This is a genomic window from Streptomyces sp. NPDC012637, assembly GCF_042954805.1.
Lineage (GTDB): Bacteria > Actinomycetota > Actinomycetes > Streptomycetales > Streptomycetaceae > Streptomyces.
The window spans coordinates 761,814-785,823 of record NZ_JBIBDS010000003.1; the positions used below are offsets into that span (position 1 = coordinate 761,814).

Below are 24,010 nucleotides of genomic sequence, written 5' to 3' on the forward strand. Positions count from 1 at the left end.
GTCGCGCTTTGCGGACAGTTGCCGCGTTCCGCGGATCGCGGCGATCTTGACCGAAACGTATCGTCGGATCGTCCGTGAGCGTCATGCGTCGCTCGCGTCGACCCTGGGCCCGGCCGGCTCCCCCGCATTGTCCGGCCGGGCCTGTGTCCGTCCCGCCGCCGGGCCAGTGCGGCCGGCGCGGCGGGTCCGCGCAGAATGCTCAGGGGCGTGCTGCAGACCGGCCCGGCCCCGGGTCCGGCTCCCGGGGCGCCTCCGCGCGGGCCGTCTCGTCGCGCCGACGCCCCACGGCCAGCGCCACCGCGCCCGTCAGGCCCGCCACGCCCAGGAGCGGCAGCAGCGCCCGGACGTCGAGGACGGTCGTCAGCGCGGCACCCAGGGCGAGGGCCACGGCGTTCGGCACGGACACCAGGGTGTTCGCGGTCGCCGCCGCCCGGCCCCCGGCCTCGGCCGGGACCTCGCGCTGCACCGCCGTCGTCGTGGCGATCAGCACCCACGGCAGGCCCACGCCGACGAGCGCGCTGGCGGCCAGTGCGACCGCGTCGTACGGCAGCGCCCGGGTTGCCGCGCCCAGCGCGAACACGACGAGCCCGGCCGCGGCGAGCGCCCGCTCCGGCGCCCGCCGCAGCAGCGGCCCGGCGAGCAGGCCCGCCGCGACCGAGCCCGCGCCCTGCGCCGCGTACAAGACGCCCGCGTACGCGGGTGAGTGGCCGAGGCCGCGGTCCACCACCGCGTAGACCGCCGCCCCGTTGAGACCCGCGAGCAGCATGGTGAAGCCGCCCGCGAGCACCAGCGGACGCAGCGCCGCGGACTCCCACAGCAGCCGGGCGCCCTCGGCCGCGCGGGGCCGCCGCTCCGGCACCGGCCGGTCCTCCCGCACCCGCAGCAGCGCGAACACCCCGGCCGCCACGGCGAAGGTGGCCGCGTCGAGCAGGGCCACCGGGCCGCCGCCGTAGCGCGCGAAGAGCCCCGCCGCCACCAACGGGGCGAGCAGCTTCATGGCCTCGTTGACGGTCATCCGCAGCCCGTTGAGGTCGCCGAGCCGGTCCCGGTCCAGGGCGCCGGCCGCCAGGGCGGCCTCCGCCGCGTCGTGGACCGCGCCCTGCGCCCCGTACACCACGAGCAGGGCGAACAGCAGCCACACCCGGTCCGCCCGGTCGACCCACAGCAGCAGTGGCAGCAGCAGCGCCATGACCGTGTTCGCCACGACGAGGAGCGGACGCCGCCGCACCCGGTCCACCAGGCCGCCGAGCAGCGGCCCGAGGAGCGCGGGCGCCCACAGGGCGAAGGCGGTCAGGGCGGCGAGACCGTCGGAGCCGGTGAGGGACTTGACCCAGATCCCGGAGACGAGCCACATCGCCGTCGTGCCGAAGCCGGACACGAGCACGGCGGTCAGATAGAGAGGTACGCGCATGACCGCAGGCTGGCGCGTGAGGTGGCCGGTCCGGATCGGGCAGTCGCCCTACGTGTGTTCCGGCACGGCCCGCGCGTTCCGCTCGCCTGCCGGCCGGGCCGCGAAGGCGATCCGCCGGTGCGCCCGGCGCAGCATCAGCCGGGCCATGAACGGGTGGACGTGGCGCACCAGCGCGAAGTAGAGGCGGCCGCGCGTGTTGTGCAGGCGCACGGCGCTCACCAGGGTCACGGAGTCGGCGTCGAGCAGGACCGAGGCCCGGTAGTCCAGGTGTGAGGCGTCCTCGCCGAGGAGGAGCTCGTGCTCACCGGTGGCCCGTACCGAAGCGGGCAGCACCTGGCGCCAGGCGCCCGGGTCGCGGGGCATGCCGGGGGCGAGCGGCATCCGCCAGGCGTCGGCGAAGTCGGGGCGCGGAACGGCCTCGTGGAGGAGGCGGGCGGCGTCGGGAACCGGGGCGGCCGCCGGGTGGGCCCAGAAGAGGCGGTTGACCAGCAGTGCGCGGGCGGGACGGCGGGCCGGAGGGCGGGGGAGGGCGCCGAGGACGGCCCGTTCGGCGTTGTCGAAGCTCTCCTCGACCATGGTGTCGTGCACGGGCTCGATCGCGAGCTTGAAGAAGGCGAACGACCCCGGGCTCATGGTCACTTCGAGCACGTGGGAGATCCGGCAGCGGCCGGGCCCGAGGGGCTCGACGTCGAAGCGGTGGTAGCCGGTGCCGAGGCCGTCGTCGGTGGTGTCGAAGCGGACGGACCGCCCGGGCTCGTGGGCGCCGACCCGGTAGCGGACCCGGCCGTGGCCGCCGTCGGCGCCGACGGCGAGCGGGCCGTCGAGCACCATCGCGGGCCAGACCGGGGTGGGGAACAGCGGGTCGTCCGGCGCGGAGAGCCGGTCGAGGAGGGCTCCGACCCTCTCGGCCGGGGCCTCGACGACCCTCTGGTGGACGTTGCGTACCGTGCGCGTTCCGGGCATGACCGGACCTCCATACGGGAGCGTATGTTCCGACCGTACGGTACCGTACGGAAACATGCACGAGCCCCCGGCCCCCAAGGAACGACGCGCCCGCAAGCGCCTCGGCGCCGACGACTGGGCGGACGCGGCCCTGGCCGCCCTCGCCGAACGCGGCCTCGCCGGGGTCGCGGTGGAACCACTCGCCGCCCGCCTCGGCACCACCAAGGGCAGCTTCTACTGGCACTTCGCCAACCGGGACGCGCTCGTCGCCGCGGCACTCGCCCGCTGGGAGGAGGTCTCCACCGAGCGGATCATCCGCGCCATGGAGGCCGCCGAACCCGACCCGGCGGCCCGGCTCGGCGCACTGCTGCGCGGCGCGACCGCCTCGGCCGCCGACGACCCGCTGGAGGTACGGCTGCTCGCCGCGAGCGACCACCCCGAGGTCGCGGCGGCCCTCGCCCGCGTCACGGAACGCCGCGTCGGCTACCTCGCCCACCTCTTCGAACTGCTCGGCTTCCCGCCCGCCGAGGCCCGGCGCCGCGGCCTCCTCGCCTACACCAGCTACCTGGGCCACGCCCAACTCGCCCATGCCGTCCCGGGCTCGGTGCCGGCCGACCCCGCCTATCTGGCCGCGGTGACGGCCGCGCTGCTCAGGCCCTGACGCGCGCCGCCCGCCGCGACTCGTAGCGCAGCGCCAGACCCGTCGCCAGGGCGCCGAAGCCCTCCCACAGGCCCACGCCGAGGAAGCCGGACGGGGCGCGGTCGGTCAGGACGGCGAGGGTGAAGACCGAGAAGGTGAGGAAGCGGAAGGGAACCGTCCAGCGGAAGAAGGCCCTCCAGTCGGCGAGGGCCGCCAGGACGTAGTAGACGCCCATGTTGAGGGCCGCCATGGAGGAGGCCGTCAGGAAGAGCAGGGTGTGGTCGTCGTCCGCGCGGCTCGCCTCGGATATGGGGCTGAGCCCCATGAGGCGGATCGTCGTGTCGGGGGAGACCAGGCCCACCAGGCCGAGGACCGCCGCGAGCAGGCCGAAGACGGCCATGGTCCAGCCGGACGGGGAGCGGGGCAGACGCGCGTTCGAGAGCATGCACCCTGCATACCGTGCGGCGACGGCCACAGACCAACCGGCCCCCGCTTCCCGTCACTTCGGTCGGCCAGAGGCAATGGGCCGGGCCGGGCCGGAGGCGACGCCGGCCCCGGTCCGCGGGGCCCGGCCCCAAGGGCAGCGGACCCGGCCGCGGTCCGAGGGGCCCGGCGGCCCCGGTCCGAGAGGTCCGGCCCGAGCCGCCTCGGCTCACCCGCACCCGGGCCCACCGCACCCGGGCCCACCGCGCCCCGTACCGGCCCCATCTCCGTCCCCGTCCCGGCCCCGGCTCACTTCAGCGCCGCCTTCATCATCTTCTGCGCCACCGGCGCCGCCAGGCCGTTGCCGCTGACCTCCGAGCGGGCCGCGCCCGAGTCCTCGATCATCACCGCGACCGCGACCTCCTTCCCGGTGGCCGGGTCCTTCGCGTAGGAGGTGAACCACGCGTACGGAGTCTTGCTGTTGTTCTCGCCGTGCTGCGCCGTGCCCGTCTTGCCGCCGACCTCCACGCCGCTGATCGCCGCGTTGCTGCCGGTGCCGTCGTCGACCACGGTCTTCATCGCGCTGCGCAGCTGCCGCGCCGTCTCGGACGAGACGATCCGCTCGGTGTCGCCGTCGTCGTACGACTGCAGCGCGTCGCCGTCGGAGTCGACCACCTGGGAGACCATGTGCGGGCTCGCCATGAGGCCGTCGTTGGCGATGGCCGCCGACACCATCGCCATCTGCAGCGGGGTGGCCGTCACGTCGAACTGGCCGATGCCGCTCAGCGCCGTCTGCGCCTTGTCCATCCCGGACGGGTACACGCTCGCGTACGCCCGCACGGGCACGTCCAGCTCCGTGTCGTTGAAGCCGAACTTCTCCGCCGTCGCCTTCACCTTGTCCTGGCCGAGGTCCACGGCCATCTTCGCGAAGACGTTGTTGCAGGAGTAGCGCAGCGCGGTCCGGATCGTCGCGTTCTCGCAGGGCGCGGAGGCGTTCTCGTTCTTCAGGACGGTCCGGGTGCCGGGCAGCGTGTACGGGTTCGGGCTGTCGGTGGCCGTGTCCACGGAGCCGTAGAGCCCGTCCTCGAGCGCCGCCGCCGCGACGACCAGCTTGAACGTCGAGCCCGGCGGCAGCGGCTGCCGCAGCGCCCGGTTGACCAGCGGCTTGTCCTCGTCCTCCGTCAGCCGCTGCCACTCCTTGCCGTCCGTCAGACCGGCGATCTTCGACGGGTCGTACGAGGGTGTCGACACCATCCCGAGGATCCGGCCCGTCTTCGGGTCGATCGCGACGGCGGCACCCTTCTTGCTGCCGAGCGCCTCGTACCCGGCCTTCTGCACGGCCGGGTCGATGGTCGTCACGACGGTGCCCGGCTTCGCCCGCTTTCCGGTGACCGCGTCGACCGGGTTCTTCAGCCGCGTGTCGGTGCCGTCCAGGATGCCGGAGTAGATGCCCTCCAGCTGGGTGGCCCCGTAGGCCTGCGAGCCGTAGCCGGTGACGGCCGCGTACAGCTCGCCGTCCGTGTAGGTCCGCTTGTAGGCGAGGTCGCCGCCCTTCGTCTCCTTCGATCCGGTGACCGGCGAACCGGCCACGACGATGTTCCCGAGCGGCTCCGCGTACTGCGCGATGACCTTCCGCCGGTTGTTCTTCTCGTTCGCGAGGGCCTTGCCTTCGTACGCCTGCACCCAGGTCGCCCGCCCGAGCAGGGCGAGTACCAGGAGCAGCGCGAAGACCGAGGCGCGCCTGATCGTCTTGTTCATCCCATATGCGGGACGAGCCGGCCGGCGGCGAACGTTCCGGATGTGTCCGGTTTCTCAGGGAACCTTCATGTGCGCAGGCGGGGCCGCTAGTTTGCGATCATGACGAACGAGGACGTGCAGGACGCCGTCGCCGCGCTCCCCCATGTGGTGATCGTCGAGGAGGACCGCAACCGCGGCTGGTACGGCGAGGACGACCACCGCTGGACCATCGCGTTCCACGAACGGGTGGAGGGCGGCAGGGAGGCCGAGGAGCGGGCCGAGCGGCTGGCCCGGGAGCACATACCGCTGGCCTTCCGCCATGTCGCGGAGCACGTCGGCCGTCCGGGCCGCACGGTCTTCCGGATGGCCGACGGCTCCTGGCTGGTGGACACCTGGGCCGCGCACTACACGGAGCCGGTCTCCTTCCGCGTCTCCACCGGCCGGCTCGTCCACGAGGAGCGGGCCTCCGACCACCCGTAGGGCCCTTCCGGCCGGATCGGACGGACTGCTGCGGGCCTGCCCGGCGGATCCGGGTCGGACCGCGCCAGAGCGTGACCTTCGGATCAGGCCGGGCGTCGGGACGCCGGCAGGATCCGGAAGACATGCCCTACGCGTTCGGCCGGATGAAGCCCGACTCGTACGCCGCGATCACCGCCTGCGTGCGGTCCCGGGCGGCCGTCTTCGCGAGCACCGCCGCCACGTGGGACTTCACCGTCGCCGGGCCCACGCCCATGCCCTCGGCGATCTCCGCGTTCGTCAGGCCCTTCGCCATCCGCCGCAGCACCTCCGCCTCGCGGTCGGTGAGCCGGGCCGCCCAGGCGGGCGCGGCCGGGGGGTGGCGGCGGGCGTGGTCGGCGGCCAGGGTGCGGACGGCCGCCGGATAGAGCAGCGAGTCGCTGCGGGCGACCAGCCGCACCGCGCTGACCAGTTCCTCCGGCGAGGCCCGCTTGAGCAGGAAACCGGCCGCTCCCGCCCGCAGCGCGTCGTACACGTACGCGTCGTTCTCGAAGGTGGTGACCACCACGATCCGCGGCGCGTCAGGTCCCTGTGCGAACCCGGACAGGATCTGCCGGGTGGCCTGGATGCCGTCGATCTCCGGCATCCGGACGTCCATCAGGACCACGTCGGGCCGCAGCTCCCGCACCACCGACACCGCCTCGGCACCGGTCGCCGCCTCACCGACGACCTCCAGGCCGTCCTCGGCGTCCAGGATGACCCGCAGGGCCGTCCGCACCATCCGCTCGTCGTCCGCGAGCACGATCCTGATCACCGCGCACCTCCGGCCGGACCCACCGGCAGCCGGGCGGCCAGCCGCCAGCGGCCGTCCACCGGGCCCGCCTCCGCGGTGCCGCCGAGCAGCCGGGCCCGTTCGGCGACGCCGCGCAGTCCGCGCCCGCCGTCGGGGCGGGCCACCGGCGCCGTGCCGGGCAGCGGATTCTCCATCGTGATCTCCAGTTCGTCCCCCGACAGCGCGATCCGCGCCGTCACCGTCTCGTCCCGCGCGTACCGCACGGCGTTCGTGAGCCCCTCCTGCACGATCCGGTACGCCTCCCGCGACACCGCCTCCGGCAGCCCCGCCAGATCGCCCCGCACCGTCAGCGCCACCCGCGGCCCGGCACCCCGCACCAGCGCGGCGAGCGCGTCGAGACCGGGCGCCGCGAGCTCGCCGTCGTCCTCGCCGCTGCGCAACAGGCCGAGCACGGAGTCCAGTTCGCCGACCGAACGCCGGGTGGTCTCCTCGATCGCGGTCAGCGCCTCCCGTACGAACCCGAGGTCGGGGGTGCCCCCGTCCAGGACCCGCCGGGCGGCGCCCGCCTGGAGGGTGACGGCGCTCAGCGCGTGTCCGACCGAGTCGTGCAGCTCGCGGGCGAGCCGGTTGCGCACCGCGAGGTCGGCGGCCCGCCGCTCGGCCGCGGCGAGCCGGTCGGCCGGGCTCGGCCCGAGGAGGCGCGGCGCCGCCGAGGCGAGCAGCGAGCCCGCCGCCGCGGCCGCCCCCGCGAGCCCCAGCAGCATCAGGATCCCGAGCGGCAGCCCCGCCCAGGCGAGCCACGGCCCGTCCAGATGCCAGAACCGGCCGACCTCCGACTCCCGCAGCCCGGCCGAGAACGGCAGCGCCGCCACCGCGAGCGCGAACGGCGGCAGCGCCAGGCTCGCCCCGCTGACCAGCGCGCCCGCGCCCAGGTGGAGCGTGAACCAGCCGGCCGTCCGGGCCCGGGCGTCCCGCCCGCGCGCCGGCCCCTCGGCGAACCGCCCCGGCGCCACCCCGCACAGCGCCCGCGCCGCCGCCACCGACATCGGCCGGGTCAGCGGGAAGAGCGCCGTGAGCGCGGCCAGCGGCAGTCCCGCCCCGTACGCCCCGAACTGCACCGCGAGGCTGCTCCCGAACATCGACCCGCCGTCCATGAGCGGACCCATGACCAGGGTGCCCACCAGCCAGTACGGCATGAACAGGGCGCCGCCCAGGATCAGATGGAGCCACCGCCGCCGGGCCCGCTGCCCGAACAGGGCGCGCCCGAGGCGGTGTCCCGCGGATCCTGCCGGACTCCCGGTCGCGACCGGAGCAGCGTCGCGGCGCGTCATGCGGTCCGGCTTCCGCGGGCGCGGCGGCCGAGGACCACGGCCAGGCAGCCGGCCAGCAGGAATCCGGTGATCATCTCGCCAGCGTAGGCGGTGGTCATCAGGGCCGTCGGCTCTTTCGCGGCATCGGTCTGCGGCAGCAGCGCGACCAGCGACATGTACGCGCCCCAGCAGCCCGCGGCCCCGGACGCCACCCAGGCCAGGGCCATCGTGGTGCGCACCCGCAGCCGGGCCGGGCGGCGGACCAGGAGCAGCAGCGTGGCGAGCACGGCGAGCACCGTCAGGGCCGCCATGACCACGTCCAGGGTGGCGCGGTCGGAGTCGTAGGACGCGGCGAACGAGGCGGAGAGACCGTCGGCCGACCCGGCCGCCCAGCGCAGCCGCAGCCCCACCGGGACGAGGGCCACGGCCGCCGCGGCCACGGCGACGGCCCGGAGGACGGGACCGCCCACGGCCGCGGGCAGCTCGCCGAGGCGCCCGCGCCACACCTGTCCCCAGCGGTCCCGGGCGTACAGCGCGAACAGGGTGCCAAGGCAGAGGCCTTGGACGATGAAGCCGCCGTACACCACCGGGAAGACCCACGGGTCGACGAACGGCTCGTGCGCGACGACCGCTTCGGCGGAGGCGTCGCCGGTGGCGAGCGAGACCGCGAGCTGGGCGGGGTACCCGATCATGATCGGGCCGATCAGACCGGTCGCCGCCCACATGGGGAAGGCCAGGAGCCAGGCCTTCACCCGGCGGCCCCACCCCTGGGTGAGCAGCAGGGCGAGCAGGACGACGACGGCGTCGGCCAGCACCGAGACGGCGTTGACCGCGGCCATCATCCCCGGGTGCTCCAGGAGCACGCTCCCCTCGGGGATCCCGATCCTGCTGCCGGCCACCCAGGCGACCTTGAGGACGATGTACGGCAGGCAGGCGAGGATCGAGAGGACGCGGAGGAACCGGCGGCCGGAGCCGACGGGCGCGGGGGCGGCGGCGGGGACGGGAGCGTCGGAGGCGGGGACGGGAGCGTCGGGGAGCGTCGGTGTCGTCATGTCCCCAGCCTTTCGCCGGCCCGCTGCCCGCACGTCCTGCCGGACACCGAACCGCCTCCGCCTCGCGGGGGAGGAGGCCTGCCCACGAGGAGTAGGGGCTTCTGCCCGGGGGGAGGCTCGCGGGGGCGGCGGGCGGAGACGGAAGGAGTGTGGCGATGGCCGAGTTCGTGCTGGTGGGCGGCGGCTGGCTGGGGGCCTGGGCATGGCGGGAGGTCGCGCGGGAGCTCACCGCGCGCGGCCACCGGGCCGTCCCGGTGACCCTGACCGGTCTGGGCGACCGGCGTCACCTGGCGACGAAGGAGACGGGACTGTCGACCCACGTCGACGACATCGTGCAGGTCCTGGACCACGCGGAGCTGACGGATCCCGTCGTGGTCGGTCACAGCTACGGCATCTTCCCGGTGGTCGCCGCCGTCGACCGGCGCCCGCGGGCCGTGAGCCGGATCGTGTACCTGGACACGGGCGTGCCGCAGGACGGCGACACCGTGGCCGGCACGTTCATGGACGACGCGCGCCGGGCGGCCGTACGCGAGCGGGTCGACGCCGAGGGCGAGGGCTGGCGCTTCCCGCTCCCGCCGGCCGAGCGGCTCGCGGAGTGGGGCAGCGTCTCCGGACTGGACGAGGAGGCGCTGGCCCGGATGCGGCGGCTGGCCGCCCCGCATCCGTACGCGTGCTTCACCGAACCGGTCCGCATCGACGGCGCGGTGTGGTCGCTGCCGAGCAGCGGGGTCTTCTGCACCGACAACGGCGTGAGCATCGCGGGTGTGGAGGCGCTGTACGCCGCCGGCGACCCGAGGCTCAGGGGGCTGGCCGACCGGCAGGTCACCCTCTTCGAGCTGGCGACCGGCCACTACCCGATGCTGTCGGTGCCGCGGGAACTCGCGGGCGTGCTCGTCGACGCGGCCGAGGGCCGGGGCCACCGCCTCGGCGCGGGAGTGGGGAGCGTCGAGGGCGGCGCGGGCGGTTCGCCCGCGGAGTGAGGCGGACCGTCAGACGACGGCCAGGCGTTCCACCAGCAGGAGCCCGCCGATGGCGATCATCATGGCGCCGGAGACCCGCGTGACCGCACGGGCCGCCGAGGGCCGGGCCTTCAGGACGGTGCGGGCCAGCACGCCGACCAGGAGGTACACCAGGGCGCAGACCGTCATGTGGAGCGTGCCGAGGAGGCCGGTCTGCGCGGCGACGGGCCAGCCGGCCGCGGTGTCGACGAACTGCGGGAACAGCGAGAAGTACAGGAGCAGTGCCTTCGGGTTCAGCCCGCTGGTCCCGGCGCCCCTGGCCATGATCCGCAGCCGGGAGGAACCCAGCGCCTCCGCGGCGGCCCCGGGCACGGCCGGCTGTCGCAGCACGCCCCAGCCCAGCCACACCAGGTAGCCGGCCCCGGCCACGGTCAGAGCGGTGAGCACGGCGGGCGAGCTCGCCACGATCACCACGAGACCGGCGACGGCGAGCAGGGTGTAGCCCGCGTACCCCGCGACGAGACCGGCGACGGCCGGGACGACGGACCGCTCGCGCAGCCCGGCGGAGATCGCGTAGGCCCAGTCCGCGCCCGGGGTGAACACCAGCAGCAGGTCCACCGCGAGAAAGGCCGCCAGCGTCGTCGTGTCCATCGTTCGTTCGTTCCCTCTCGGTTCCTGCTACGAGAAGGAAGAGTAGGGACGATCCACCCGAAGGTGTTTGCGTCTTTCCCCCGTGATCGGCCCTTCCGGGGGAGAATCTTCTCCATGGATGCCCTGGACCGGAAGATTCTTACCGAGCTGCAGCTGGACGGCCGGCTGACCGTCACCGAACTGGCGGCCCGCGTGCAGCTCAGCGTCTCGCCCTGCCACCGCCGGCTGCGCGATCTGGAACGCGCGGGCGCGATCCGCGGCTACCGCGCCGTCGTCGACCCGGCGGCCGTCGGCCTGGACTTCGAGGCCCTGGTCTTCGCCACCCTCCGCTGGGAGACCCCCGACACCGTCACCGCCTTCGAGGAGGCCGTGGCCGCCATCCCGCACGTCCTCCAGGCCCAGCGCCTCTTCGGCGAGCCCGACTACCTGCTGCGCGTGGCCACCACCGACCTGGCCGCCTACCAGCGCCTGTACGACCAGCAGCTGTCCCGGCTGCCGGGAGTCCAGCGGCTGACCTCCACCCTCGTCATGAAGCACGTCGTCGACGACCGTCCGCTGCCCGAGTAGCCGCGGCCTCCGGCGTCCGCCCGCCCTTTACGATCTTCGCCATGGGGGCGGACATCGAGGGCGTGATCGAGGTACGCGGGGCCGGCGGCCGCTGGGAGATGGCGGCCAGCCTGTTCGACTTCGGGTACGCGCGCGAGAGCGACGCCTGGGAGTGCCTGTTCGGCTACCCGGGCGGGCTCGGGACACTGCGGGCGCTGTTCGACCGGCGGGGCGTGCCGGAGGACTCCTGCGAGGAGGTGCCGAAGGAGTGCGACGAGCTGAACCACGGCCACGCGTACGCGACCTGGGCCGAGGTCGCGGCGGCCGACTGGGACGCGCCGCTCGGCGACGGGCCCGACGGGAACCGGGTGGGCGTGTGGCGGCCGGGACCCGACGGCGGACTCGTCCTGGACGGCGTCGTCCGGACGCCCCTCGAGGTGCTCGACGAGGCGGAGGAGATCTTCGGCGAGGACCTGATGCCGCACGAGTGGCCGGCGGGCGGCGAGGTCCCGCTCGACGGGGCCGTGTACCGGCCCGTGGTCCTCACGGCGCGCCTCTACGCCCCGCCGGACGGCAGCTGGGCACCGGTGTGGGCGTCGATGCGCGAACTGGCCGCCGTGCACGGGGACGAGAACGTCCGCGTCGTGGTCTGGTTCGGCTGAAGGTCCGGCCGGGCCTTCGGGCCGAGAGGCGGCCTAGAGCCTGCGGGTCGCGAGGGCGAGCCGGTCGCGGGCGTCGAACAGGGCGTCCTTGATGAGCTGTTCGTGCCCCGGCGTCAGGCGCGCCACCGGCACCGAGCAGCTGATCGCGTCGCGCGCCGGCGTGCGGTACGGGATCGCGATGCCGAAGCAGCGCAGGCCCAGGGTGTTCTCCTCGCGGTCCACCGCGTACCCCTGCTCGCGGATGGCGTGCAGCTCCTCGATCAGCTGCTCGCGGTCGGTGACGGTGTGCTCGGTGAGCGCGGGCAGCGTCTCCGGCAGCAGCTTGCGGACCTGCTCGTCGCTGTGGGTGGCGAGCAGCGCCTTGCCGAGCGAGGTGGAGTGGGCCTGGAGCCGACGGCCCACCCGGGTGAACGGCCGCAGGTAGTGCTGGGACTGACGGGTCGCCAGGTAGACCACGTTGGTGCCGTCCAGGCGCGCCAGGTGGATGGTCTCGGTGGTGTCGTCCGAGAGCCGGTCCAGGGTGGGCCGGGCGGTGGCCACGACCTCGTCGCCGTCGATGTACGAGGTGCCGACGAGCAGCGCCCGCACGCCGATGCCGTAGCGGGTGCCGGTCGCGTCCGTCTCCACCCAGCCGAGCTCGACGAGGGTGCGCAGCAGCATGTAGAGGCTGGACTTGGGGTAACCGACGGCCTCCTGGACGGCCGCGAGCGAATGCATGCCGGGCCGGCCGGCGAAGTACTCCAGCAACTCCACTGTCCGCACGGCGGACTTGACCTGGGCCCCACCCGCGTCGTTGGTCGACATCGCCCTCGCTCCTCTTCCGGAAGCCCCTTGTGGAGACGGCTCGGCCGTCCATAGAGTCCCCGTGTCGGATTCACCTACAGGGACCGCGTTCAGAATACCGAACGACGTGGGCGAGAGGCGTGTCGTGGTGGCAGAACCAGTGTGGAGTGTCGACCCCCGGACGGGGAAGGAGCGGGAACAGGTCGCGGAGGAGGCCACCCTCGAGGAGATCGACCAGGCCGTACGCGCGGCGCACGCGGCCCGTACGGCGCTCGCCGACCGCAAGGCCCGCGCGGCCCTGCTGCGCGGCGCGGCCGACCTGCTCGACGCGGCCCGCGACAAGGTCGTCGAGGCCGCCGACGCGGAGACCGCGCTCGGACCGGTCCGGCTCACCGGCGAACTCGCCCGCACCACCGCCCAGTTGCGCTACTTCGCCGACATCGTCGACGAGGCCGCCTTCCTGGACGTACGGATCTCCCGGCCCGACCCCACGACCACCCCGCCCACGCCCGACCTGCGGCGCATGAAGATCCCGCTCGGCGTCGTCGCCGTCTACGCCGCCAGCAACTTCCCGCTCGCGTTCTCCGTGCCCGGCGGCGACACCGCGAGCGCGCTGGCCGCCGGCTGCCCCGTCGTCGTCAAGGCGCACCCCCTCCACCCGGCCACCTCCGAACTCTGCGCCGCGCTGCTGCGCCGGGCCGCGGTCGAGGCCGGGCTGCCGGAGGACGTCGTCGTCCTCGTGCACGGCTTCGACGCGGGCGTGGAACTGGTCCGCCACCCGCTGGTCGCCGCCGCCGGCTTCACCGGCTCGGTGCAGGGCGGCCGGGCGCTGTTCGACGCGGCCGCCGCGCGCCCCGTCCCCATTCCCTTCCACGGCGAACTCGGCTCGCTCAACCCCGTGGTGATCACCGAGGCCGCAGCCGAGGAGCGGGCCGAGGAGATCGGCGCCGGGCTCGCCGCCTCCATGACCATGGGCATGGGCCAGTTCTGCACCAAGCCCGGCTTCGTCCTGGCCCCGGCGGGCGCCGCGGGCGACCGCGTCACGGCCGCCCTGACCGAGGCGCTCGGCGACGTCGAACCGGGCGTGATGCTGTCGCGCCGGATGCGCGGCCACTTCCTCACCGCGACCTACGAGGACGCCCAGGTGGAAGGGGTCACCGCCCCCGTCCACCCCGGGTCCGCGAGCCCGGAGGCCGTCGTGCCGGGCTTCCTGCTCACCGACGCCGCCGTCCTGCTCGACGGTCACCGGCACGTCCTCCTCCAGGAGACCTTCGGCCCGGTCACCCTGGTCGCCCGCTACTCCTCGCGCGAGGAGATCAGCGCCGTCCTCGCCCTGGTCCCCGGCAACCTGACCGCGACCCTCCAGGCGGCCGACGAGGACCCCGAGGCCGCCTCCCTCCTGGCCGAACTCACCCCGCTGGCCGGACGGATCCTCGTCAACGGCTGGCCCACCGGCGTCGCGGTGGCCGACGCCCAGCACCACGGCGGCCCCTACCCGGCCACCACCTCGCCGTCCACCTCCGTCGGGGGCACCGCGATCGAACGCTGGCTGCGCCCGGTCGCCTACCAGTCGACGCCGGAGCACCTGCTGCCGCCGGAGCTGCGCGACGACAACCCGCTGGGCGTGCCCAGGCGCTGACCGTCGGGCCGGGCCGTCGGCCGCCGGATTCCCGGGAGCCGGCGGCCTGGTGGTCCGGCGGCCGTCGTCCCGGCGCCCTTCGGCCTGGTGGTCCGGGGGGCCGTCGTCCTGGTGGCCCGGCGGCCTGGTGGTCCGGGGGTCGTCGGCCTGGTGGCCCTTCGGTCTGGTGGTCCGGGGGGCGTCGGCCTGGTGGCCCTTCGGTCTGGTGGTCCGGGGGTCGTCGGCCTGGTGGCCCTTCGGTCTGGTGGTCCGGGGGCCGTCGTCCCGGGCGCCCTTCGGCCTGGTGGCTCGTCGGCCTCGCGGCCCGTCCGTCAGCGCGGCACCCGCGCCACCGGCCGTGGAGCACCGCCGTGGCCGGCGGCGCGGCGGCTCGTCCGTCAGCCTCAGGGCCTGTCCGGCGGACCCGGTGCTCCCGCTCACACCCGCCCCGGCGGCGGAATGAATCCGACGGGCCGGGACGTTCCCGCCACGGAACGCCCCCGCACCACCGACCCCCGTCGAGGAGAGAAGCCACCCATGCGCGTCGAGATCTGGAGCGACATCGCCTGCCCCTGGTGCTACATCGGCAAGGCCCGCTTCGAGAAGGGGCTCGCGGCCTTCGCCCACCGCGACGAGATCGAGGTCGTGCACCGCTCCTTCGAGCTCGACCCGAACCGCGCCAAGGGCGACACCGGCCCGGTCCTGGAGATGCTCGCCGCGAAGTACGGCCGCAGCCTCGACGAGGCCCGCGCCATGGAGGCCCACGTCGCCTCCAACGCCCACTCGGAGGGCCTCGGCTACCGCACGGAGGGCCGCGACCACGGCAACACCTTCGACATCCACCGCCTGCTGCACCTGGCGAAGGACCGCGGCCGGCAGAACGAGCTCCTGGACCTCGCCTACCGTGCCAACTTCGCCGAGGAGCGCTCGGTCTTCGACGACGAGACCCTGGTGGCCCTCGCCGTCGAGGCGGGTCTCGACGAGGCGGAGGTGCGCGAGGTGCTCGCCGACCCGACCGCGTACGCCGACGCCGTGCGCGCCGACGAGCGCGAGGCCGCCGAGCTCGGCGCCAACGGCGTGCCGTTCTTCGTGCTCGACCGCAAGTACGGGGTCTCCGGTGGCCAGCCCGCCGAGGTCTTCACCCAGGCCCTGGAGCAGGCCTGGCAGGGCCGCGCCCTGCAGCCGGTCGGCGGCGACGCGGCCGCGTGCGACGTCGACGGCGGCAACTGCTGAGCGCCGGCCAACCCGGCGCCCATCCATAAGAAGACCTTGGGAATTCCCCGTGATCTATCGCAATTGACGTGAGATCGTGGGGAATCCAGTCTGGGTACATGGAATCACTGGAACGCCTGGAGCCCCTGGGCGGCGACGAGTTCGCCCCGAAGCAGACCTATCTCAACACCTCCGCGTGCGGCCTGCTGCCCCGCCGCACGATCGACGCGGTCACCCTGCTCGCCGAGGAGACCGCCGCCGGCCGGCCCGGCGGCGCCGGCAGCTTCGACGTCGTCGACGAGGCCCGGGCCGCCTTCGCCCGGCTCGCCCACGTCACGCCCGACCGGGTCGCGGTCGGCAGCTCCGTCTCCGTCCACGTCGGCATGGTGGCGCAGTCCATGCCGGCCGGGTCCGAGATCCTCTTCCCCGAGGGCGACTTCTCCTCCGTCATCACGCCCTTCACCGTCCGCGGCGACCTCAAGGTCCGCTTCGTCCCGCTGGAGCGGCTCGCCGAGTCCGTGCGGCCGGAAACCGCGCTCGTCGCCTTCTCCGCCGTGCAGTCGGCGGACGGTCGCACCGCCGACTTCGCCGCGGTCCGCGCCGCGGCGGCGGCGCACGGCGCCCGTACCCTCCTGGACGCGACGCAGTCGGCGGGCTGGCTGCCGCTGTACGCGGGGGAGTGGGACTTCACCGTCTCCGGCGGCTACAAGTACCTGCTCTGCCCGCGCGGGGCGTCCTTCCTCACCGTCACGGAGGAGGCGCAGGACGCGCTGCTGCCGATCCACGCGGGCTGGGTCACGGGCGAGGAGCTGTGGGTCAACAGCTACGGCCCGGTGCGCGAACTGGCCCGTTCGGCCCGCCGGTTCGACGAGCCTCCCGCCTTCCTCTCGTACCACGGGGCGGCCCGTTCCCTGGAACTCCTGGAGGAGATCGGCATCGAGCGGATCGAGGCCCACAACAAGGCCCTGGCCGCCCGGTTCCGCGCCGGGCTCGACGCGCTCGGACACCCGGCGGTCGCCGACGACTCGACGGTGGTCGGCGTCCCGGGCCTCGGTGACCGCGCCGACGCGCTGCGCGGGGCGGGCGTGCTCCTCTCGGCCCGCGCCGGGAACCTGCGGGCCTCCTTCCACCTCTACAACTCCTCGGCGGACGTGGACCGGGCCCTGGAGGTCCTGGCGGGCTGAGCCCGCCCGCACACGCCGGATCCAAGGAAGGCCGAAAGGGCCCGGCCGGGCCCGCGCCACCTGACCCCGGCCGGGCCCCACCCTCGGGCCCAGGCCTGGGCCCGGACCCTCGGGCCCCGGTCGGCCCCGCGCCGCCGAACCCCGGCCAGGGCCGCGCCACCGAACCCCGGCGGGGTCTGCGCCACAGGACCCCCGGCCGGGCACGCACCCTCGAACCCCGGCCGGGCCCGCACCCCCGGAACGGGCCGGGCCCGCCGACGGACGAACCCCCGCGGAACCGCCGACCAGGCCCGATCAGGCCCGATCAGGCCCGATCAGGCCCGTTCCGCGGCCGACGGGCAGGCGGCGATGCCGTCGGCCGCCTCCTGGCACAGGTTCTCCTCCAGGCGGCCGAGCAGCCGCGCGAGGTCGGCGCGTTCGGCCGGGGCGAGGCCGGTCAGGGAGTGCTCCTCCAGGTCGCGCCACACGCCCTCGACGCGCGCCCGCAGCACCTCGCCCTCCTCCGTCGCCTCGACGAGCACCGCCCGCCGGTCGGCCGGGTCGGGGCGGCGGCGGACATGGCCGCTGTGCTCCAGGCGCTGGAGCATCTTGGTGACCGTGGACGGGTCGAGGCCGAGTTCCTGGATCAGTACGGACTGGCGCACCGGACCGCAGTCCCACAGCGCCATCATCAGGAATTCCTGGCCCGGGTAGAGATCCAGCTCCTTCAGCCGCCGGCCGGCCGCGATCCGGTGCAGCCGGGCGACCCGGGCGAGGGCGTGGCTGACGGGGCCGCCGCGGGCGGCGGACGGCAGCGTGCCCACCAGGGCGGTACAGAGAGGGTCGTTTCCGGGCATCGCGGGCTCCTTGGTGCGGTCTCCCTCCAGATTAGCTTGGTCGGCCAATGAATGGGTTACAGTGGTCGGCGTAAGGAAATGGTTGGCCGACCACATAAATACTTGGCCGACCACATTTTGCCCTGGGAGGACCGCCATGACCACCGCCTTCGACCCCATCGACCTCGCCGGCACCCGTCTCGCCAACCGCATCGCCATGGCCCCCATGACCCGCAGCCGGGCCGAGGCCGAGCTCCGCATCCCCACCCAGCTCACCGCCGAGTACTACGCGCAGCGCGCCACCGCCGGCCTGATCATCACCGAGGGCGTCCAGCCGACCGCCGTGGGCCAGGGCTACCCGAACACCCCCGGCCTGCACAGCGCCGAGCAGGTCGCCGCCTGGCGCGAGGTCACCGACGCCGTCCACGAGCGCGGCGGGAAGATCTTCGCCCAGCTGATGCACGCCGGCCGGATCAGCCACCCCGTCGTCCTCGGACAGGGCCTGCACCCCGTCGGCCCGTCCGCCGTCACCCCGGCCGGCCAGCTCTTCACCGGCACCGGCCTCACCGACTTCGTCGCGCCGCGCGAGCTCACCGCCGACGAGGTGCGGGAGAGCGTCGAGGGCTTCGCCACCGCGGCCCGCAACGCCGTCGAGGCCGGGTTCGACGGCGTCGAGATCCACGGCGCCAACGGCTACCTGGTCCACCAGTTCCTCGCCGACGGCTCCAACAAGCGCACCGACGAGTGGGGCGGCACGGTCGAGAACCGCATCCGCTTCGCCGTCGAGGTCGTCAAGGCCGTCGCCGACGCCGTCGGCCCCGAGCGCACCGGACTGCGGATCTCCCCGGCCAACCCCTACAACGACATCAGCGAGAGCGACACCGAGGAGCTGTACACCGCCCTCGTCACCGCGGTCGAACCGCTCGGGATCGCCTACCTGCACGTCCTCGAGGCCGTGCCCGGCCTCCGCGACCTGACCCTCGCCCTCCGCAAGCAGTTCTCCGGGACCTTCGTGCTCAACCCGTCCACCGACGGCCCGACCGGCCCCGAGGCGCTGGCCCTGATCGAGGACGGCACCGCCGACGTCCTCGCCTACGGTGCCCTCTTCCTCGCCAACCCGGACCTGCCGGCCCGCCTCCAGGCCGGCGGCCCGTACAACACCCCCGACAACACCACCTTCTTCGGCGGCGACCACCGCGGCTACACCGACTACCCGGCGCTGTAGCCCGCCGGTGGGGCGGCACGGAGGCCAGGGCCCGCTACCAGGCCTCCGTGACCGCGCGGCGCGCGGCCTCCGGGTCCACGGCGCGGCCCGTCTCCGCGAGGGCCGCGCCGAGGGCGGCCAGCGAGGACCGCACCGCGTCCGGGGTCGCGTCCGCGCCGTAGTGGTTCACCCGGACCATCTCCTTCGCCAGCGCCCCGCCGCCCGCGATCAGCGGCAGCGAGGGGTCGGCCGCCAGCGCCTTCGCGACCAGCTCCGAGGCGTCGACACCGGCAGGCGCGCGCAGCGTCGTCGCGACCGGCGCCGCGTCCTCCGCCTCGTTGACGTACGGCTCCAGGCCGCCGCCCAGTGCCAGGGCGCCCACGCGGGTCGCCGCCGCGGCCGAGGCGTGCCGGGCCATCAGCGCGTCCAGACCCTCCGCCTCGATCCGCTCCAGGCACGCCTCCAGGGCCAGCATCTCCAGCTGCGCCGGGGCGTGGAGCAGCGTCTTGCGGCCGCCGTCGATCCACCGCTCCTTCCAGTCCAGGAGGGAGAGGTAGGAGCGGCGCGGCGCGGCCGGGTTGGCGGCGAACCGCTCCCAGGCCCGCTCGCTCACCGACACCGCCGAGACGCCCGCCGGACCGCCCATCGCCTTCTGCGCGCCGATGATGCACATGTCGACGCCCCACGCGTCCGGCAGCACCGGCTCGGCGCCGATCGACGCCACCGCGTCCAGGTAGAAGAGCGCACCGTGCGCCCGCACGACCTCGCCGATCTCCGCGACCGGGTTGGTGTTCCCGGTGGCCGCCTCCGCGTGCACCAGCGACACGAAGTCGATCTCCGGGTGGGCCTCGAAGGCCCGCGCCACCTGCTCGGCGGTGACCGCCGTGTGGAACGGCACCTCCAGGTCGACCACCGTCGCGCCGCAGTCCCGCAGCCAGTTGCCGAAGGTCTGCCCGTACGGACCGGTGACCACGTTCAGCGCCGTCGAGCCCGCCCGGGCGCCGCTGCGGATGCAGCCCTCCAGCGGCAGCAGCGCCTCGCCCTGGGTGATCACCACGTCCTGCTCCGTGGAGAGCAGCGCGGCGACCCGGCGCTCGATCGACGCGAACTGCGCGGCGGTCAGCGGGGCCAGGTCCAGGAGCGGGTGTGTCACGGTCACGGCGGTGCCTTCTTCGGATCGGATCTGCGGGTGGAGCCTGGGTCAGGGTACCGAGGGGCCTCGTAGAGTGCGGGTATGAGCGATCACGTGGTGCTGCATGTGAAGGGGCGGGTGCTCGTCGGCCCGGAGGACGTACGGGACGAACTCTGGTGCGTCGACGGGCGGATCACCTTCGAGCGGCCGGCCGGTCCCGCCGGCGGGACGCTGACCGTCGAGGGCTGGGTGCTGCCCGGCCTGGTCGACGCCCACTGCCATGTCGGCCTGGACAGGCACGGCCCCGTCGACGAGGCCACCGCCGAGAAGCAGGCCCTCACCGACCGCGACGCCGGCACGCTGCTCATCCGCGACGCGGGCTCGCCCTCCGACACCCGCTGGATCGACGAGCGCGAGGACCTGCCGAAGATCATCCGCGCGGGCCGGCACATCGCCCGCACCCGCCGCTACATCCGCAACTACGCCCACGAGATCGAGCCCGACGAGCTCGTCGCCCACGTCGGGCGCGAGGCGCGCCGCGGCGACGGCTGGGTCAAGCTGGTCGGCGACTGGATCGACCGCGAGGTGGGCGACCTGGCGCCGTCCTGGCCGCGCGCCGAGGTCGAGGCGGCGATCGCCGAGGCGCACCGGCTCGGCGCGCGCGTCACCGCGCACTGCTTCGCCGAGGACTCGCTGCGCGACCTGGTCGAGGCGGGCATCGACTGCATCGAGCACGCCACCGGCCTCACCGAGGACACCATCCCGCTCTTCGCCGAGCGCGGCGTCGCCATCGTGCCCACCCTCGTCAACATCGCGACCTTCCCGCACCTCGCGGACGGCGGCCAGGAGAAGTTCCCGCGCTGGTCGGCGCACATGCGCCGACTGCACGAGCGGCGCTACGACACGGTGCGCGCCGCCTGGGACGCGGGCATCCCCGTCTTCGTCGGCACCGACGCGGGCGGCTCGCTCGCGCACGGCCTGGTCGCCGCCGAGGTCGAGGAGCTGACGAAGGCGGGCATCCCCGCCCTCGACGCCCTCTCCGCCACCACCTGGCGCGCCCGCAGCTGGCTGGGCCGCCCGTCCCTGGAGGAGGGCGCCCCGGCCGACCTCGTCGTCTACGGCGAGGACCCGCGCGCGGACGTCCGCGTCCTCGCGGCACCGCGCAGGGTGATCGTCAACGGCCGGGTGATCGGCTAGGGCGTGCCCTCCGGATCCTGCCGGCGTCCCGACGCCCGGCCTGATCCGAAAGACACGCGTCCTAGCCGCGGACCGCCGTGGGGGTCTCCCCGGCCGGCCGGGCGTCCCGGGTGTCCCGGGTCAGGAACGCCAGCCGCGCCTTCTTCTCCGGGATGAAGACCTCCGGCAGGTCCACCTCCGGGAGCACGACCTCGGGGCCGAGCTCGAAGCCGGTGCGCACGAGCCGGGCGATCACCTTCTCGTTGGCGGCGTCCGGCTCGCCCACGATCCGGGTGCGCCCGGTCAGCGCGAAGTCGACGAGCGCCGTGAGCAGCCCTTCCGTGAAGCCCCGCTCGGGAGCCACCGTGGGCGCGACGAAGAGGTGCACGCCGATGTCGCCCGGCAGCACCTCGTAGCACTCCGAGACCCGGTCGGCCTCGGGGTCGTACGTCTGGAAGACCGCGACCGGCACGCCGTCACGGTGCACCAGGAAGCCGTGGTGGGTGGTGAGCGAGTCGAGGTGGGCGTAGATCTCCCGCACCTGCTCGACGGTGGTGCCGTTCATGCCCCAGAAGCGGGCGCGCTCCTCGTTCACCCAGCCGTGGATGAGCGGCGCGTCGGCCTCGGGGTCGATGCGGTCGACGCGGACGGTGCCGAAGCCCTCGACGGTCTGGGTGTGCTCGGTTCTGCTCATGCTGCTCCTTCATGCTCCTTCACGAGGACGTTCCAGTCGGTGGTGACGGGGGCGAGTTCGCCGCGCAGCCACAGGGGGAGCTGGTCGCGGTGGTGCGGGTCCCCGGGCACGCCGGAGGCGCCGAACGGCACGATCCACCGGCTCCGTTCGCGGTCCGCCAGGTCCCAGACGTAGCGGGCGGCGGACGCGCGGGCGCTGCGGTCGGTGTAGCCCGGCACGCTCGACGTGGACAGCACGCAGTCGTGGTCGCCGGCGAGGCCGGGCCACTGCGCGTCGTCGGCGTCGGGGAGCGCCTGCCAGGGCGCGAGCCGGTGGGTCAGACCCCAGGCCGGGGGCGGGTCCCCGGCCGCGACCTCCTCGAGGGCCTCTCGGACGATCCGTGCGACGTCGCCGGCCGGTACCGGACCGCTGACCAGCAGGGTCTCCACGGCGCAGCCGACCCGCGCGCCGAGTGCGAGCCAGGGCAGGAACAGCTCGGGGTACGGGGCGGGTTCGCGCAGCTCCGCGAACGCCTCGTGGGACGTGAGCCGCCGTACGACGGCGCCGCGCACCGCCGTGTACAGCCCGGCGTCCGTGCTGTCCGCGGCCATCCGCCGGTCCCAGGCGAGCAGGGTCGCGCGGACCGTGCGGGCGGCGGACGACAGGTCGTCCTCGGCGGTGCCGCGGACCGCGTCGAGCAGCCGACGGGCCGACGGGTTGTCCGTGTCGGTGTGCACGGCGGCCGTCGTGGCCGGCGTCCAGGACCGGGAGGCGTCGAGCAGGGCGGCGATCCGCCCGGCGCGGTGCGGCGGGGCGAACTCGACGCCCAGCGGCGCGGCGAGACCGCGCGCGTTCGCCATCACGGCGTACCCGTCGACCTCCGCGCGGGGCAGCGGAGCGGGCTCCGCCCGCCACGCGTGTCCGGCCTCCCACGCGGGCACCACGCGCAGCGAGTTGGCCCGGTCACGCACCGGCACGTGCCCGGCGACCCGGTGCAGCAGCCCGCCGTCGGCGTCCGCGGCCTGCACGACGTTCACCGGCTCGACCCACCCGTCGAGCGCCCGGTCCACGTCCCCGACGTTCCGGGCCCGCAGCAGCGCGGGCAGCACGGAGAATCCCAACTCGCCGGTGACGCGGGGCGGATAACGCAGACTGATCGCCTCCCACTCGACTGCCCCGGCAGTGTCGACGGCCTCTGCCGCGTCGGCGCTCTCGGAGCTGTGGTCGCTGTCGGCGGTCGCGGCGGCCTCGTCGGCGGTGCCGGGCTCCTCGGCGGCGGACGTGCCGTCCCCGTCCCCGGCGGTCCCGTCCTCCGCGCCGATGATCACCGGCCCGCGGGCCGTCTCGACGACCTCGACGCGGACCGGGTCCTGGGCGCCCTTCACACGGATCGTCTCCGTGTGGGCGGTGGCCGGTTCCCAGCCGTCCGGACCGAGGGCCTCGACGCGGCCGTCCGGGAGGCGGCGGAGGCGTTCGCGGTAGAGGTCCTGGTAGTCGGCCATGGCGTTGGTGATGGCCCAGGCGACGCGCCCGGCGTGGCCGAAGTGGGCCAGGCCGGGGACGCCGGGGACGGCGAGGCCGAGGACGTCGTAGTCGGGGCAGGCCAGACGTATCTGCTGGTAGACGCCGGGCGCCTCGATGAAGCGGTGCGGGTCGCCCGCGACGATCGCCGCGCCGCTCGCCGTCCGCTCGCCGGCCACCACCCAGCCGTTGGAACCGGCGGTCCCGGGGCCGTCCGTGGCGAAGAGCTCGGTCCACTCCTCCCCGAGCCGCCGCGCGACCCGGTCCCGCCACAGCTTGGTGGGGAAGCCGGCGAAAAGGATGTGTGTGGACAGCCAGACGGCGAGCGGCGTCCAGGGCTCCCAGCGGCCCGGCCGCAGCCCGGTCTCCGCGAACTCGGGTGCTCGCCCCGCGCCCTCAGCCAGGCCCTCGTTCACCCCGTCCACGTACGCCCGGACCCACGTCGCCGTCTCCGCGTCGAGGCGGTCGTGGCAGCGGCGGGCGGTGTCGGCCAGCCTCGCCTGCCGTACGAAGGTGTCCCAGCCGGTCTCCGCCGCGCCCAGGAACCCGGCGGTGGTGCCCTGCGCCCGGTGCCGCTCGACCTCCAGCTGCCAGGCCCGGTCCCGCGCGGTCACCAGGCCCTGGGCGTGGGCGAGTTCGAGCGGATCGGCGGCTCGCAGATGCGGCACGCCCCAGGCGTCCCGGAAGACCTCGATGCTCACGCGTACGACCCCGATCCGATCAAACATTTCTTAGGTAAGGCTGGCCTAATTTAATCTACAGGACCGTCGGAGCGGCAGGTCGCGGCGGGTCCGTCGGGTCGTGGTCGGCGGGGCATCGCCGCCGGCACTCCGCGCGTGCGACGGGTTGACGATCCGTTACTCCCGCCCGCCGCACGTCGTTGAATCACTTCATCCGCGGGCGCCTCCGCGCCCGCGTGCGCCGCTACGCACGGGGCTCCCGGAAACGCTTGTGTCGAAAGATTCGAATATGGGCACGGAAACCACCCCTTGGAGTGAAGTCACGCCAGGTGTCTGCCAGTTCACCCACAGTGCGTAAAGATTCCGGTGTCTCAAGTCGCCGGAGCCGCAGTGACCCGCAGTCCCCGTGGCGAGCGGCCGGCGACGCCAT

23 protein-coding genes are annotated in these 24,010 nt (G+C 74.5%); 10 read left to right on the plus strand and 13 right to left on the minus strand.

Annotation, left to right across the window (positions count from 1 at the left end):
- Positions 1 to 199 precede the first annotated feature (199 nt).
- Both ACFY8W_RS16500 and ACFY8W_RS16505 read right to left on the minus strand, forming a co-directional pair.
- On the minus strand, positions 200 to 1,411 hold the full coding sequence (locus tag ACFY8W_RS16500) for an MFS transporter (RefSeq protein WP_391105334.1): 1,212 nt from the start codon (positions 1,409 to 1,411) through the stop codon (positions 200 to 202).
- A gap of 48 nt (positions 1,412 to 1,459) precedes the next feature.
- Positions 1,460 to 2,374 carry a DUF2867 domain-containing protein gene (locus tag ACFY8W_RS16505; protein ID WP_391105335.1) on the minus strand — a complete coding sequence of 305 codons (915 nt, stop codon included), beginning with the start codon at positions 2,372 to 2,374 and terminating at the stop codon, positions 1,460 to 1,462.
- 55 nt (positions 2,375 to 2,429) lie between these two features.
- Between ACFY8W_RS16505 and ACFY8W_RS16510 the strand changes: the two genes are divergently transcribed.
- Positions 2,430 to 3,014, plus strand: coding sequence for a TetR family transcriptional regulator (locus tag ACFY8W_RS16510; protein ID WP_391105336.1), 585 nt, complete (start codon positions 2,430 to 2,432; stop codon positions 3,012 to 3,014).
- On the opposite strand, the gene ACFY8W_RS16515 is transcribed toward ACFY8W_RS16510, so the two are convergent.
- On the minus strand, positions 3,004 to 3,438 hold the full coding sequence (locus ACFY8W_RS16515) for a hypothetical protein (protein WP_391105337.1): 435 nt from the start codon (positions 3,436 to 3,438) through the stop codon (positions 3,004 to 3,006). The genes ACFY8W_RS16510 and ACFY8W_RS16515 overlap by 11 nt on opposite strands.
- A gap of 287 nt (positions 3,439 to 3,725) precedes the next feature.
- On the minus strand, positions 3,726 to 5,174 hold the full coding sequence (locus ACFY8W_RS16520) for a penicillin-binding transpeptidase domain-containing protein (protein ID WP_391105338.1): 1,449 nt from the start codon (positions 5,172 to 5,174) through the stop codon (positions 3,726 to 3,728).
- 99 nt (positions 5,175 to 5,273) lie between these two features.
- On the opposite strand from ACFY8W_RS16520, the gene ACFY8W_RS16525 reads away from it, so the two are divergent.
- The gene (locus ACFY8W_RS16525; RefSeq protein WP_391105340.1) at positions 5,274 to 5,633 is read left to right on the plus strand and encodes a hypothetical protein; all 360 of its coding nucleotides are present in this window, start codon (positions 5,274 to 5,276) and stop codon (positions 5,631 to 5,633) included.
- A 127-nt stretch (positions 5,634 to 5,760) separates the two neighbouring features.
- Here the strand turns inward: ACFY8W_RS16525 and ACFY8W_RS16530 are convergent, their stop codons facing one another.
- The 3 genes from ACFY8W_RS16530 to ACFY8W_RS16540 are packed head-to-tail and all read right to left on the minus strand — an operon-like array spanning position 5,761 to position 8,764.
- Entirely contained in the window at positions 5,761 to 6,390 is a 630-nt protein-coding gene (locus ACFY8W_RS16530) for a response regulator (protein WP_391105571.1), read from the minus strand.
- Between the two features lie 29 nt (positions 6,391 to 6,419).
- Entirely contained in the window at positions 6,420 to 7,733 is a 1,314-nt protein-coding gene (locus ACFY8W_RS16535; RefSeq protein WP_391105342.1) for a histidine kinase, read from the minus strand.
- Positions 7,730 to 8,764: a hypothetical protein gene (locus ACFY8W_RS16540; protein ID WP_391105344.1), complete on the minus strand. Its 1,035-nt coding sequence runs from the start codon at positions 8,762 to 8,764 to the stop codon at positions 7,730 to 7,732. The genes ACFY8W_RS16535 and ACFY8W_RS16540 overlap by 4 nt, the downstream gene beginning before the upstream one ends.
- Positions 8,765 to 8,919: 155 nt before the next feature.
- Here ACFY8W_RS16540 and ACFY8W_RS16545 point away from each other — a divergent pair, with 155 nt between their 5' ends.
- A complete protein-coding gene (locus ACFY8W_RS16545) occupies positions 8,920 to 9,744 on the plus strand; it encodes an alpha/beta fold hydrolase (protein WP_391105346.1) in 825 nt (274 codons plus the stop codon).
- 9 nt (positions 9,745 to 9,753) lie between these two features.
- On the opposite strand, the gene ACFY8W_RS16550 is transcribed toward ACFY8W_RS16545, so the two are convergent.
- Entirely contained in the window at positions 9,754 to 10,374 is a 621-nt protein-coding gene (locus ACFY8W_RS16550; protein ID WP_391105348.1) for a LysE family transporter, read from the minus strand.
- Between the two features lie 114 nt (positions 10,375 to 10,488).
- Between ACFY8W_RS16550 and ACFY8W_RS16555 the strand changes: the two genes are divergently transcribed.
- Both ACFY8W_RS16555 and ACFY8W_RS16560 read left to right on the plus strand, forming a co-directional pair.
- Positions 10,489 to 10,941, plus strand: a complete 453-nt coding sequence (locus tag ACFY8W_RS16555; protein ID WP_391105350.1) for an Lrp/AsnC ligand binding domain-containing protein — start codon at positions 10,489 to 10,491, stop codon at positions 10,939 to 10,941.
- A 41-nt stretch (positions 10,942 to 10,982) separates the two neighbouring features.
- Complete coding sequence (locus ACFY8W_RS16560; protein WP_391105352.1) at positions 10,983 to 11,582, plus strand: hypothetical protein; 600 nt, start codon at positions 10,983 to 10,985, stop codon at positions 11,580 to 11,582.
- A gap of 33 nt (positions 11,583 to 11,615) precedes the next feature.
- Here the strand turns inward: ACFY8W_RS16560 and ACFY8W_RS16565 are convergent, their stop codons facing one another.
- A complete protein-coding gene (locus ACFY8W_RS16565; RefSeq protein ID WP_391105354.1) occupies positions 11,616 to 12,386 on the minus strand; it encodes an IclR family transcriptional regulator C-terminal domain-containing protein in 771 nt (256 codons plus the stop codon).
- 124 nt (positions 12,387 to 12,510) lie between these two features.
- Between ACFY8W_RS16565 and ACFY8W_RS16570 the strand changes: the two genes are divergently transcribed.
- The 3 genes from ACFY8W_RS16570 (at position 12,511) to ACFY8W_RS16580 (ending at position 16,379) form a co-directional block, all read left to right on the plus strand.
- Entirely contained in the window at positions 12,511 to 14,004 is a 1,494-nt protein-coding gene (locus ACFY8W_RS16570; RefSeq protein ID WP_391105356.1) for an aldehyde dehydrogenase family protein, read from the plus strand.
- Positions 14,005 to 14,520: 516 nt separating this feature from the next.
- Positions 14,521 to 15,216, plus strand: coding sequence for a DsbA family protein (locus ACFY8W_RS16575; RefSeq protein ID WP_391105358.1), 696 nt, complete (start codon positions 14,521 to 14,523; stop codon positions 15,214 to 15,216).
- A 98-nt stretch (positions 15,217 to 15,314) separates the two neighbouring features.
- On the plus strand, positions 15,315 to 16,379 hold the full coding sequence (locus ACFY8W_RS16580; protein WP_391105359.1) for an aminotransferase class V-fold PLP-dependent enzyme: 1,065 nt from the start codon (positions 15,315 to 15,317) through the stop codon (positions 16,377 to 16,379).
- A gap of 314 nt (positions 16,380 to 16,693) precedes the next feature.
- On the opposite strand, the gene ACFY8W_RS16585 is transcribed toward ACFY8W_RS16580, so the two are convergent.
- Positions 16,694 to 17,215 carry a MarR family transcriptional regulator gene (locus ACFY8W_RS16585; RefSeq protein ID WP_391105361.1) on the minus strand — a complete coding sequence of 174 codons (522 nt, stop codon included), beginning with the start codon at positions 17,213 to 17,215 and terminating at the stop codon, positions 16,694 to 16,696.
- A gap of 136 nt (positions 17,216 to 17,351) precedes the next feature.
- On the opposite strand from ACFY8W_RS16585, the gene ACFY8W_RS16590 reads away from it, so the two are divergent.
- The gene (locus ACFY8W_RS16590; protein ID WP_391105363.1) at positions 17,352 to 18,419 is read left to right on the plus strand and encodes an alkene reductase; all 1,068 of its coding nucleotides are present in this window, start codon (positions 17,352 to 17,354) and stop codon (positions 18,417 to 18,419) included.
- Between the two features lie 34 nt (positions 18,420 to 18,453).
- Here ACFY8W_RS16590 and ACFY8W_RS16595 read toward each other — a convergent pair whose 3' ends face one another.
- Positions 18,454 to 19,551 (minus strand): aminotransferase class V-fold PLP-dependent enzyme, encoded by a 1,098-nt coding sequence (locus tag ACFY8W_RS16595; protein ID WP_391105573.1) that lies wholly within the window; start codon positions 19,549 to 19,551, stop codon positions 18,454 to 18,456.
- A gap of 81 nt (positions 19,552 to 19,632) precedes the next feature.
- On the opposite strand from ACFY8W_RS16595, the gene ACFY8W_RS16600 reads away from it, so the two are divergent.
- Positions 19,633 to 20,727, plus strand: coding sequence for an amidohydrolase family protein (locus tag ACFY8W_RS16600; protein WP_391105365.1), 1,095 nt, complete (start codon positions 19,633 to 19,635; stop codon positions 20,725 to 20,727).
- 61 nt (positions 20,728 to 20,788) lie between these two features.
- On the opposite strand, the gene ACFY8W_RS16605 is transcribed toward ACFY8W_RS16600, so the two are convergent.
- On the minus strand, positions 20,789 to 21,400 hold the full coding sequence (locus ACFY8W_RS16605) for a GNAT family N-acetyltransferase (RefSeq protein ID WP_391105367.1): 612 nt from the start codon (positions 21,398 to 21,400) through the stop codon (positions 20,789 to 20,791).
- Positions 21,397 to 23,601, minus strand: coding sequence for a penicillin acylase family protein (locus ACFY8W_RS16610; protein ID WP_391105369.1), 2,205 nt, complete (start codon positions 23,599 to 23,601; stop codon positions 21,397 to 21,399). The genes ACFY8W_RS16605 and ACFY8W_RS16610 overlap by 4 nt, the downstream gene beginning before the upstream one ends.
- Between the last annotated feature and the right edge of the window lie 409 nt (positions 23,602 to 24,010).